Below are 12,979 nucleotides of genomic sequence, written 5' to 3' on the forward strand. Positions count from 1 at the left end.
AACTCATCGATATGATGAGTTCTTTTTAAAGATATATATTATTTTAAGAACTTACGACTTACTAGAAATTGTTCAGTCGCCTCTAACAGTTTTTCTGCATAAACCTCTTGCTTTGCCGTTAACCAACCGAGTGCAAACCAATCACTGGCCTCAAGTTCCGTTTGTTGTAAATAAGAAGAAGATGATGCCAAAATTTGATATTGCTCAGCTGCTTGTTGTGCATCATTCAAAGCCTTGCCATATTTTTGTAAATTTTTCACATCAAAAATATGAGTCAAAATCGGAAAACTAAATTTCAGTTCATTTAGGCGAAGTGCCAACTCATCTAAGCTTTCAAAATTAGAAATATCAGCGGCATTCAACGTGTCTTGCAAAATTTTATATTGGTTTTGCAAGGTTGTTTGCGCATACCATTTTAAATCGTTGCTTTGAGTTCTCTTTGATGTACCTAAACTAAACATCAAAAGTTCTAAATAATGCTGAACATTCTGTGTCGATTTGACCAAATTATTCAGTTTCTCTTGTGCATAGAGTACGTCCTTGCTCAAGCTTTCAGCTGTTTTTGGATTTTGCAATAATGCACCCAAAGTTTGTTGCATGTGATCATAATGCTTTAAATTTTCAAAATGGCTCTTAAATGCAGACAACTGATTTGACCATTTGTCGACACCTTTAGAAGTCCAATCTTTAAATAAGGACAATGTTAGATACAAATGGTTAAGCGCTAAATGCGCTTGATCAATATGTTCTTTTTCTGCAAGGTTTGATGAGATTGCAGCAATATTCGGCAATAGATGTTGCATATAATGAGCAATTAAATGACGAATGCTTTTTTCAGCGGTTTCTTTTTTACTTAAATTCAGTTCTTTTTCTAAAGTTGCAGGACTAACTTTGAGATCTTGGTGAAGTAAGTTACCAAATTCAGCTTTGCTGCGCACATCTAACCATAACTGGTATTTTTTTACCCACTCAAAACTAAACGCAAGCAGATCCTCAACGGAACCATTTTTGAGTTCAAATTCAACTTCATAGATATCTTGTTGATTTGTTTCTGTTCGTACCACGCCAACATCAACAGCCACTTCAATTTCTGCATCTTCAAAGCTTATGACGCGTAAGGTACGTTCAATGCAGGTTTCAAACTGCAATTGCAATCCCTCAGTTTGAGTAGTGAGCGCTTGATTTAATATGCTTTTTGCTTCAGGAATAGTATCGTAAACCGATAAATCCAAATCAGGTGCATGTTCTAATTCACCCAAATCAAGATTATGTTCAAAACGTTGAATATGACTTTTACTGGCTGCTTTTAAAGTCTGAATCCAACGTGTACCTTCAAGACGTTGGCGAAGGGCAATACCATGTTGTGAAAGCAAACGGTCTGGTGTATCAAAATACTTCGCTTGTAATTGAATAATTTCAGATTTTTTAGGATCGACAGCTTTAAGTATGGCATTACGTCTTGCTTCGGGTATCTGAAACTTTAATTCAACTTCAATCATCGTGAAATCCTAAAAAACATATTTTTCTATATAAAATCTACTGTTATGCAGATAAAAATGAACATTTATACGTCTGTTCAAAACGAATCTGCACGATTGTAACTGATTCAATTTAAAATCGCTTAAGACAAATGATCTATTTTGGAAACAAATAGAGAAAACAAATTTTTTCAACATTAGAGATGCTTTTAAATTAATCAGGATTGCTTTATTGTGATTAAAAAACTATCAGGATGATCAATATGAATGCCCATGTTGAACCAAAGTCAGAGCAATTCGTGGAAGCAGCGTTCCAGCTACCCATCAAAAATTATCAAGAATTTTATCGTTTTTATTTGACTGAACATCGCAATATCACCAGCCGCCGTTTACATGCTTTAGGCAGTAGCGTGGGGATCTATTTCTTTGCCAAAGCGATTCGACAAAGAAAAGCCAAATATTTTGCTTATGGACTGGTATCAGGCTATGCCTGTGCATGGGTTGGTCACTTTATTTTTGAAAAAAATAAACCTGCAAGTTTTAAACAGCCACTATATAGTTTTATTTCTGATTGGCGCATGTTGTCTGATATTATTCGTGGGAATCTTAGTATTGTAGATCGAAGTTTAGATAAAATAGAAAGTTAAAAATAACATTAAAGTGGTCATATGAAGGTTGATTCATCCTTCATATGACCACAATATTTTAAAGTTAAACAGTTTTTTTTGCACTCATATCCTTATATTTTTTATAATAAAGTCAATGCTGGAATATACGATTACTAAAAATTTATAACAATGGTTTTTAGAAATTAATTTATTGATCATATTGATTAAAAACTTGTGATTTTCCAAACTTAAACAATAATTATTAATATAACCCGAATCGCGGATAAGAAATTGACTTGAAAAATAGAAGGACTAGAGCCATCAGTTGAGTTACCACACCAAACTCACAACCCTAGTCCTAATGTTCAATATTACCGAATTATTCTGCTTAATTGATGACTTTTTTCTACAATTTGAAGCAACTTATTGGAAATTTCTCAAGCAAGATGGCCAACTTTCAAGAATCCGAGTTGCTCAACTCAGTCTTTCAGAAATTATCTTTATTGCTATTTGGTATAAATCCTCTCATTTCACTAATTTCAAAGCCTTTTTCACTTGGTTAAAAGAAGATAAAAGCTATTTATTTAAGTACTTGCCTTGCTATCAAAGGATGATTCATCTGATCAATATGCACCAATTGGCTCTACACGCTTTGCATGTGGCGCTGATGAAAGTCAAGAAACACAATATTTATGGATTGATTCAACAACTCTGCCAGTTTGTAAAAATCAACGTATTCAACGTCATAAATCATTAGTCCAAATTGCATCACGTGGTAGAAGCTCAATGGGCTGGTTCTATGGCTGTAAATTACATATTGCGATGAATCAATTTGGTGAAATTACCTGTTCTGCTTTATCGAATGGACATGTTGCTGACATAAAAATGGTTGAGCAATTAGTTGATGGCCTAAAAGGAAAACTTTACGGGGATCGAGGTTACATCAGCCAAGAATTAAAGCGCAGGCTGCAAGTTCAAGGTATTGATTTAATTAATTATCATCGGAGGAACATGGAATCTGTTCAACTCAGTGCATCAGATGAATATCACCTAAGGCAACGCAATAAGATAGAAACATTATTCAGCTTATTGAAAGGGCAATATCATTTAGTGACGAGTAAAGCACGTAGTACTTATGGATTTCTCAGCGGAATTTATGCTTCGTTATGTGCATATCAATTAACCCATCGAAATAAGCCAACGATTCAAATTATGGAGTCATCGGCTTAAGCAGGATTCGGGTTAATATACATCTCTCCCATAAATCTCTTCCTTAAATCCTTGCTGAACCAAATTGAATGCTTGATAAACTTTCTTCTTTTGAGAAATGTTTAAAGCACTGATTTAAAATGAAGTGCAAGTGATGCTTAGCAAAATTTCGCAATGGAAGTGGTTGTTGCAAGCTTAATTTCCATCATCCTAACCATCTTCCTGAGCTATATGCACTAGAGAAGTGACTTTCTTTGTTCACTCAAATACGACTCAATGATCATTGTTTTTAAATCACTAATGTTAAAATAGTTGATTAAAGAAAAAGATGATTTTTTTATATGTAAACAGTATTTTTAATCAATTAATTTTATTGATTATTTGATTTAAAAAAATATTAATTATTTAATTAAATTTTAAATGTTATTTGAATTTAAAATTAATGGATAAATATGAATATATTTTAATTGAATTTTATTTTTGACTTCTTATTTTTATAAACATTTTTATTGATTATTTTATTTTTGTGTCTAATATTTAATTAAAGCATTTGTAGTAAAATGTTTTAAATAAATAATTAAATAAAAGAAAGATTGAATAAAAATAATAATAGGAGTCAAAATGAATCAATATATACGAATAATCATACCTATAACCTTTATTTTGAACACTCATGTGAGTCATGCGAGTTCAACTGATTTTAAACGATGGGCTGTTTCTGCAGGCTGGTTACATGTCATGCCACAAGGAAAAGCTAATCCGATGCACATCAATACGGCTGTAGTTGAGGGAGAGACATATGGCGTCGATCGTATAAAAAATGCAGATATTGTGGATCATGCGACTAATCTGGACGATTACCGCAGTGGCTTTGCAGGTATTGGTGTTGCTGTCATTGAAAGCGATTACAATACTAGTCCTGATTCATATGTGAATAGTTTATTTACGGGTGGAATGGCCGCGGATGTCTCTGGCATTAGTCAATGGACGGACAAAGCAGGCTTAGAAGCACAAGATGTGGATACTCTAGGCTTAACGTTGAGTTATTTCCCGCATGATAAAGTTTCACTTGAAATTGTTGGGGGAATTCCACCAACAGTCGATATTAAAGGTAAAGGTCAAATTATCGCATCTTCATATTCTGAAGCGAATAGTTCAGGTCTTTTGTCATCGCTGATGAATGGGCTCATTATTGAGAAAGATATCACTGTGGCTAACTTGAGCAACTACAAAAAGATTGCAGAAGTTAGAGCTTGGACACCAGCGCTAACAGCGAAATATCATTTTGGCAAATCGGGTAAAAATAAGTTTCGTCCTTATGTGGGTGCAGGTGTTGTTTATGGGTATTTTGACAAACTCGAACTAAATAATGGTCTAGAACAAAAATTAGTAGATGCCGGACATATGATTAGAAATGTGTTAGACGATAAAGCTGGGGATGCTTTGGACAATAGTGGAACTTCAGATGGAGATCCAAAAGTCAAAGTTAAAGTATCTGATGCTTTTGCTCCAGTGGTCACATTAGGTTTTACGTACGATATTTCTAAACGTTTTTTTACAACAGCTTCATTGACCTATATGCCGAATTTCAACAACACAGCAACTATTACTGTGACAGATCACAATACTGGAGAAAGATTGATTAAATCTAAAACCAAAGTTGATCTTGATCCACTGATTACCTATCTTGGGGTGGGTTTTCGTTTCTAAACGATCATAGATCTAAATCAATAGCCTAAAATGTCATGTTTTAGGCTTTTTTATTTATTTTATATAAATGTTTTATTTTTAATGATTGCCCTTGAGCTTGCTATAATCGATGCAGATTATTTTGGGCAGTCATGTATGCGCGGTTTATATTTAATTACCAATGATGATCCATTGGCATTACTTCTTTCAAAGTTAGAAGCTGCTTTAGCAACTGAGCAAGTTGCTATTTTGCAATATCGTCGTAAAAAGATCGCAAAGTCTGATCAGGCTAACGAAGTGGCATTGATTAAAGCACTATGTGATCAATACAAAACCTCATTTGTCATTAATGATGATATTGGTTTGGCTGAGCAATTTGGCTTAGGCGTGCATCTGGGACAAAGCGATGGTGAAATTACCGATGCTCTAGCACGTTTACCTAAAGGGGTTATCATAGGGCGAACCTGTGCTGGTTCAATTCAAAATGCTGAAAACGCCATTGCGGATGGTGCAAGCTACGTCGCTTTTGGTGCTGTACATGCAACACAAACTAAACCAGAAGCGACTGCTATAGGTTTAGATATTGTTAAACAAGCAAGACAATTATTTGAAACCCCAATTTGTGCTATTGGTGGCCTGACAGTAGAAAATGGTGCTGAAGTGATAGCTGCAGGTGCTGATTTATGTGCTGTTGTGAGTGATATATTGGGATTATCGGTTGAAGAAATTCCTGCACGTGTCCAAGCTTGGGCTAAACTCTTCGCTTAAATTTATCCTTCATTATTTAAGCGATTATATTTAGTGTTGACGTGATTTTTCACATGCATTTTACGTCTTATACTGTTTTTTTAGATCTAACTAATTTGAGTCGAGTGAATTCATGAGCTTATCTCCAAAGCAAGAACAACTTTTTAAACAAGCCAGTAAACATATTCCTGGTGGCGTGAATTCACCAGTACGTGCGTTTAATGGTGTGGGTGGTACACCTGTTTTTATTGAAAAAGCACAAGGTGCGTATTTGTATGATGTCGATGGTAAACGCTATGTCGACTATGTTGGCTCATGGGGGCCAATGATTTTAGGACATGCTCATCCTGACATTATTAAAGCAGTGCAAGAAGCTGCTGTAGATGGTTTAAGCTTTGGTGCACCAACAGTTCATGAAACGACTTTGGCAGACATCATTTGCGAAATCATGCCATCGATTGAATTGGTTCGTATGACCAACTCAGGTACTGAAGCAACCATGACGGCTATTCGTTTAGCTCGTGGTTATACAGGACGTGACAAGATCGTTAAATTTGAAGGCTGTTACCACGGTCATTCTGACTCGTTGCTGGTGAAAGCGGGTTCAGGTTTATTGACCAAAGGTGAGGGTGAAGCAACTTCAGCGGGTGTGCCAGCAGATTTTGCTAAACATACCTTAACGCTTCCATATAACGATATTGCAATGCTGAAAGAATGCTTCGCAAAATTTGGCTCTGAAATTGCAGGTGTTATCGTTGAACCCGTAGCAGGTAATATGAACTTAGTGAAACCTGTTGATGGTTTCTTACAAGCGATTCGTGATGTCTGCGACGAATACGGTTCAGTTTTTATTATTGATGAAGTGATGACTGGTTTCCGTGTTGGTTTAGGCGGTGCACAAGCGCATTATGGCGTAACCCCTGATTTGACCACATTGGGCAAAATCATTGGTGCTGGCTTACCTGTTGGCGCATTTGGTGGTAAACGTGAAGTGATGGAATGCATTGCACCACTTGGTAAAGTCTATCAAGCTGGGACATTGTCAGGTAATCCACTGGCGATGCGTGCAGGTATTGAGATGTTTAAGCATTTACGTGCGACAGGTTTCTATGAAAACTTAACTGCAAAACTGGCAACTTTATTGTCTGGTTTACAAGCGGCTGCCGATGAAGAAGGTGTAGCATTCCGTACCCAACAAGTGGGTGGTATGTTTGGACTTTATTTTACAGATCAAGATCAAATTGAAAGTTTCGATGCGATTTTGAAATGTGATGTAGACAAATTCCGTGCTTTCTTCCACGGCATGTTAGAGCGTGGTGTAAATCTTGCACCTTCGGCTTTTGAAGCAGGATTTTTCTCAAGTGCACACTCGGATGAGGACATTGCGTACACAATTCGAGCAGCTAAAGAGGTTTTTGCAACTTTGAAATAAATTTTAGTTGAAATTACATTAACATAAGCCTACAACTTCGGTTGTGGGCTTTTTTTAGTGAAGTCTAAAATATCAGGGACAACAAGATGAAAACCAAACACTATTTAACTTTGGAAGATGCTGAATTTTTATTGACCCGTGCACACCAGTTTGCCATAGATCAAAAATTTAATGTCAGTATAGCCGTAGTTGATGAGTCTGGAGCACTTCTTGCGATGAAGCGAATGGATGGTGCTTCGCCAATGACATCGAGTTTGTGTATTGAAAAAGCACGATGCTCAGCGATCAGTCGTCGACCTTCACAATTATTTGAAGAATTGATTAAAGATGGTCAACTTGGTTTTTTAACCGTGAATTCATTTTCTGGCATGTTAGAAGGTGCTGAACCCATTATTTATCAAGGTCAATTGGTGGGTGCAGTCGGTGTATCTGGTGCAAAATCTTATGAAGATGCGGATATTGCAAAACATGCAATTGATGTCTTTTTGGCGCTTGCAGACTAAGGCGCGATAATTTGAATTAAAATTGATTATTGGCAAGTTTTTTTAATATTGATCATATGCAGTTATAAATAGATAGATGTGTGATGTTATATAACGCTCCCAAGAAAATTCAATTGACACCTTCTCTGGCTAAATGGCGTATAGAATCCGAAAAAAGCGTATTGGTTTTTGTAGGCTTAGACGCATTAAAAGCGAGATATTCGAATCAAAAAGCTGCCAATGAGCAGATTTTATTTGAATCATTCAATCGTTTATTCAAAAAAGCCAAAGCTTTGGATGTTCCGATTATCGATTTAAATAATGAGTCAATCACAGATGGCATGATGCGTTTGGGAGAGTATCTTTCGCAAGATGACCAATTGATCTTAGCAGGGGAGATGAATGCCACATTTAGACAAGTGATTAAGCATATAGCATCCGTATCAGACCAGATCGCGATGGTGAATGATGCGATTTGTTTGGACAATCAAGAGCAGCATATTCAATGGATTAACACTTGTGTTGAAATGGGATTAAATCACTTAAATACGGCCAGTTTGATTCGTTTATGGTCGTTAAGTGCGCCGACTGAATTTATACTGTCAGCGAAAGGAATATTATTGGCCATTGCTGAACAGCTCGATATTGAACCCTTGGAACTTAATCCAACCGAAAATTTAAAAGCATATGGCTTAGACTCAGTGGCAATAGTCGACTTAATTGGACTGTGGCGTGCCAATGGTGCCAATATTCGTTATGAAGACTTTGTTGGTCATGTGAGTTTAGAAAAATTAATGACCATCTTACGCCCCTCATTTTAAAAATTGATCTTGGTCTAAAGAGTAAATGCCTAAAAGTGTTTGAATACTTCAATTGATTTTTTTTTAACTCAAAATCGGAAAAATTATCGACCAATTCTCAAATCAACATTGTATTTTTTTGCTAAGCTTTCTATCATTGCCGCCTTATTTTCACGATCTGATAGGAATTGAACTTTGAGTAATTTTCTAAAGGAACATTTAATCCATCGTGATGATGATTTTATGGTCATTCAGAAACCTGCAGGATTACTGTCTGTTCCTGGTAAAACTCCAGATTTGCAAGATTGTGCCATTAACCGATTATTGCAAGAAGAACCCCGCACATTACTCATCCATCGTTTAGATCGTGACACTTCTGGTATCTTAGTCTTTGCTTTATCCAAAATAGGGCAAAAGTCGATTTCAAGACAGTTTCAAGAACGTCAAACGTCAAAAACATATCAAGCGATTGTAGCAGGTGATCTCCAAGGTGAAGGCACCGTAGATATCCCTGTGATCTATGACCCATCTCGTCCACCATTACATATGGTAGATGCTACACATGACAAACCCGCAATCACACACTGGGAAGCAGTTGAGCATTTTGAAATAGATGGCCATGTGGTTACACGTGTGAAACTGACACCCATTACAGGTCGTGCGCACCAGTTACGTGTACATATGCAATATTTGGGTCATCCTATTGTGGGTGATACGCTCTATGCAACGCCTGATCAACAACAATGGATGCCAAGACTATGCTTACATGCGGAACGTTTAGGATTTAGTCATCCTACGACTGGGAAAGCTATGGAATTTCATAGTCCAGTTCCTTTTTAAAAAACATTTAAAATTCGGATCAATTTGTTGTTAAAAGAAGATGAACTTTCAATTGATATTGAAATCAATAATTACTTTTTAACAATGAATTGTTCTTAAAATATGCTCACTTTTAAGTGGGTTTATGTCAAAATATATTGCTTAAAGACGTTAAAATCTGCTCAAATTATCTCCTGGTTGAGCATTGTTTTTTTCAGTCCTAACTTGAGATAAGGTGGAATAAATTGCAGCAATTTGCTATTGGTCAACGTTGGTTATCAGATACAGAAACGGAACTCGGGTTAGGTGTATTGATTGATGTCGATGAACGCTCAATCAGTATTTTATTCCCTAAAAGTGATGAAACACGTGTCTATGCACGCAATAATGCACCTCTCTCTCGTATTATTTTCAATGTTAAAGATGAACTTCAAGATCAAGAAGGCAAACATTGGATCGTTGAGTCTTTTGAAGAACGCAATGGTGTCATCCGCTATAACGTGGTTCGTACATTGGAAGATGGGACTGAAGAACGTAAATCTTTAAATGAAACACGCATTGGTGCGACCATCCAATTGTCAAAACCACTCGATCGTTTATTGGCAAGCCAAGTCGATTATAAAGAATGGTATGACTTGCGTATTGAAGCTTTGCAAATGCAAGCCAATATGCAAAATAGCCCGCTACGTGGCATGGTGGGTGCGCGCGTCGGTCTTATTCCGCATCAGCTTTATATTGCACATGAAGTGGGTAAACGTTTTGCGCCACGTGTTTTACTTGCCGATGAAGTGGGGCTAGGTAAAACCATTGAAGCGGGTTTGATTATTCATCAACAACTAAAAACAGGTCGTTCTGAACGTATTCTGATTTTGGTACCAGATTCATTGCAATATCAATGGATGATTGAAATGCGTCGTCGTTTCAATCTGCAATTCTCATTGTTTGATTTAACACGTACTGCGTCGATTAAAGAACATGATCCAGAACTGAATCCATTTTTGACTGAGCAATGCATTATTGCTTCAGTAGATTTGATGATTGACCACGAAGACTTACGTGAGCAAGCCATTGAAGCGGGCTTTGATCTTCTGGTTGTCGATGAAGCACATCACTTGATGTGGTCTGAAGAAGACGGTGGTAATGATCGTTATGACCTCGTTGAAGAATTCGCAGAAAAAACACCTGGTGTTTTACTTTTAACTGCGACCCCTGAACAATTGGGTGTGGAAAGTCATTTCGCACGATTACGTTTGCTTGATCCACAACGTTTTAGCTCACTTGATCGTTTCTTGGATGAAGAAGAGAAATATCAACACACTGCAAAAATTGCTGAAGTGTTAATGTCTGATTTGCCTTTAGAAGCAGAACATTTTGAAGCGATTGAACAGCTTTTGGGTCATAAAATTGAAGATGATCCTGAGCAACGTTTCCGCGCGATTCATGAGCTTTTAGACCGTCATGGTACAGGTCGTGTGTTATTCCGTAATACACGTGAAGCGATTCAAGGTTTCCCTGGGCGTGATTGTCAGCCAGCGCCATTACCAGCGCCAGAAGGGTGGTCGAAAACAGGTAAATTGCGTGAGCAAATGTGGCCAGAAGAAGCACAACTTGACGGTGCTTGGATGGAAACTGATCCACGTGTGTCGTGGGTCATGGAAATGTTACGTACCCAGTTAAAGCACAAAAAAGTGTTATTGATTGCACGTAGTGGTCCCGTTGTTGAAGCGATGGAAAATGCGCTTCGTATTCATGCAGGTATTCGCACAGCGATGTTCCATGAAGGCATGAGCTTGCTTGAGCGTGACCAAGCAGCGGCTTATTTTGCTGAAGAATCTTATGGTGCGCAAATTTTACTGTGCTCAGAGATTGGTTCTGAAGGTCGTAATTTCCAGTTTGCATCTGACTTGATCTTATTTGATTTGCCAGCAAATCCAGACGTGCTTGAACAACGTATCGGTCGTCTAGACCGTATTGGTCAAGAAAATCGTATTCAAATCCATGTACCGTATTTATTAGGTACTGCGCAAGAGCGTATGTTCCGTTGGTACAACGAAGCCCTGAATATTTTCAGTAATATTTCGCCGACTGCACAAACTCTGCAAGAAAACTTTATTGTGGACTTGAAAGATTGCTTGCTGGAAGACAAAGGTCAAGAATTTGAAGATTTACTTGAAGCGGTGAATGTACAGCGTCAAGCGCTTGAAGATGAATTACAAGCTGGTCGTGACCGATTGCTTGAATATAACTCTTGCCGTCCAATGGTAGCGCAAGAGATTGTTGCTGCGCTTGAAGATTATGATGACAATACTTTGCTTCCAATGTTTATGAAGCGCTTTATGGCGTCGACCAACATTGATTTTGATGAGCAAAGCAATGGTACAGTGATCATCAAACCAACAGATCAAATGCAAGTGCAAGGTTTGATGTTGGATGAAGAAGGGATGACGGTCACCTTCTACCGTGATCAAGCACAAATTCGTGAAGATGCCCAATACATTACCCTTGAGCATCCATTCACTGAAAGTGTAATGGAGATGATCAATACCCAATCTTTCGGTAGTACCAACGTCGCAGTACTAAAATCTGCTGCTTTGCCACAGGGTTCAGTGCTTATTGAAGTGTGGTTTAAGGTGGGTGTAGTTGCACCCAAAGCATTGAACTTACCTTCAAGCTTGCCAACGCAATTGATTCGTGTATTGCTCAGTGAAAAAGGACAAGATTTGTCGCAAAAAATTGCGCCTGAAATTTTAAAACCTTATTTGCATCATTTAGATGGCAACAGTTGCCGTCAAGTGGTGAAAGCACGTCGTGATGTTGTTGAAGCACGCTATGCACAAGCTTTGGATATTGCCAAAGGTACGTTGCCACAGTTGATGCAACAAGCCAAAGAAATCTATGGCAGCAAATGGCAATATGAAATTGACCGTTTGACTTACTTAAAGCAATTTAATCCAAGTATTCGTGAAGATGAAATTGCACGTTTACAAAAATTGCAGAAAGAAGGTTTAGGTTTACTGGATGGGCTATCAGTGACACCTGAAGCGATTCAAGTTTTGGTGGTGGTTAAGCCATAATTGGTTTTCTGTAATCTATAAAAAGCACCTTCGGGTGCTTTTTTTACAACAAATAAAAATATAGTCGGTGTAATGTCAGTCTAATATTATCGTCATGAAAAATTATGAGAGATAAGAAATGTTGATTGTCTTTTCTGGATTACCAGCAACTGGAAAAACGAGTATCGCAAAAGCCTTAGTTAAAAAAAGACATTTTTGCTATTTACGAATTGATGAAATAGAACATCAAATTTTAAAAGCGTATCCTTTGGAGGGTGATATAGGCTCGATTGGTTATGATATTGCCTGTGCATTGGCATTATCTAATTTAAGATTGGGTAATACTGTTATTGCTGATTGTGTGAACCCAATTGCTGAAAGTCGTGAAAATTGGAAAGCTGTAGCTTCACAATTAAATGTACCCATTGTTGAAATAGAAATGATGTGTAGTGATCAAGTTGAACATCGAAAAAGAGTTGAAACACGAATAGCAGATATTGAACATTTTATATTGCCAGATTGGAATGCTGTAGTGGGACGTGAGTATCTCAAGCGCAATGAGCCAAGGTTGGTGATAGATACAGCCAAATTAAGTATTGAATCCTTAGTGACTCAAATTGAGGCATATATAGCAACTTTTCAATGTTGAAGATTTTGTAATT

The 12,979-nt window shown here is 37.3% G+C and carries 10 protein-coding genes and 1 pseudogene; 10 read left to right on the plus strand and 1 reads right to left on the minus strand.

Translation table 11 applies throughout. The features are described from left to right. Positions 1-38: 38 nt before the first annotated feature. Positions 39-1,499 carry a CYTH domain-containing protein gene (locus tag G8E00_RS05880; protein ID WP_166222635.1) on the minus strand — a complete coding sequence of 487 codons (1,461 nt, stop codon included), beginning with the start codon at positions 1,497-1,499 and terminating at the stop codon, positions 39-41. Between the two features lie 242 nt (positions 1,500-1,741). Here G8E00_RS05880 and G8E00_RS05885 point away from each other — a divergent pair, with 242 nt between their 5' ends. The 10 genes and pseudogenes from G8E00_RS05885 to G8E00_RS05930 all read left to right on the plus strand — a co-directional run bounded on the left by G8E00_RS05885 (position 1,742) and on the right by G8E00_RS05930 (position 12,966). Next, positions 1,742-2,125 carry a DUF962 domain-containing protein gene (locus G8E00_RS05885; protein ID WP_166011534.1) on the plus strand — a complete coding sequence of 128 codons (384 nt, stop codon included), beginning with the start codon at positions 1,742-1,744 and terminating at the stop codon, positions 2,123-2,125. A gap of 322 nt (positions 2,126-2,447) precedes the next feature. Beyond that, positions 2,448-3,316, plus strand: a pseudogene (locus G8E00_RS05890) (IS982 family transposase). A gap of 600 nt (positions 3,317-3,916) precedes the next feature. Beyond that, entirely contained in the window at positions 3,917-5,005 is a 1,089-nt protein-coding gene (locus G8E00_RS05895; protein WP_166222637.1) for an OmpW/AlkL family protein, read from the plus strand. A 135-nt stretch (positions 5,006-5,140) separates the two neighbouring features. Then, positions 5,141-5,752: a thiamine phosphate synthase gene (gene thiE / locus G8E00_RS05900; RefSeq protein WP_166222639.1), complete on the plus strand. Its 612-nt coding sequence runs from the start codon at positions 5,141-5,143 to the stop codon at positions 5,750-5,752. Positions 5,753-5,864: 112 nt separating this feature from the next. After that, positions 5,865-7,163, plus strand: a complete 1,299-nt coding sequence (gene hemL / locus G8E00_RS05905; protein ID WP_166222641.1) for a glutamate-1-semialdehyde 2,1-aminomutase — start codon at positions 5,865-5,867, stop codon at positions 7,161-7,163. An 86-nt stretch (positions 7,164-7,249) separates the two neighbouring features. Continuing rightward, positions 7,250-7,666, plus strand: a complete 417-nt coding sequence (locus G8E00_RS05910) for a GlcG/HbpS family heme-binding protein (RefSeq protein ID WP_166011526.1) — start codon at positions 7,250-7,252, stop codon at positions 7,664-7,666. Positions 7,667-7,749: 83 nt separating this feature from the next. After that, positions 7,750-8,466: a phosphopantetheine-binding protein gene (locus G8E00_RS05915; protein ID WP_166226446.1), complete on the plus strand. Its 717-nt coding sequence runs from the start codon at positions 7,750-7,752 to the stop codon at positions 8,464-8,466. 174 nt (positions 8,467-8,640) lie between these two features. Further along, positions 8,641-9,285: an RluA family pseudouridine synthase gene (locus tag G8E00_RS05920; RefSeq protein WP_166011524.1), complete on the plus strand. Its 645-nt coding sequence runs from the start codon at positions 8,641-8,643 to the stop codon at positions 9,283-9,285. A gap of 224 nt (positions 9,286-9,509) precedes the next feature. Next, on the plus strand, positions 9,510-12,338 hold the full coding sequence (gene rapA / locus G8E00_RS05925; RefSeq protein WP_166222643.1) for an RNA polymerase-associated protein RapA: 2,829 nt from the start codon (positions 9,510-9,512) through the stop codon (positions 12,336-12,338). A gap of 118 nt (positions 12,339-12,456) precedes the next feature. Next, complete coding sequence (locus tag G8E00_RS05930; RefSeq protein ID WP_166222645.1) at positions 12,457-12,966, plus strand: AAA family ATPase; 510 nt, start codon at positions 12,457-12,459, stop codon at positions 12,964-12,966. Positions 12,967-12,979 lie beyond the last annotated feature (13 nt).

Source organism: Acinetobacter shaoyimingii, assembly GCF_011578045.1.
Classification (GTDB): domain Bacteria; phylum Pseudomonadota; class Gammaproteobacteria; order Pseudomonadales; family Moraxellaceae; genus Acinetobacter; species Acinetobacter shaoyimingii.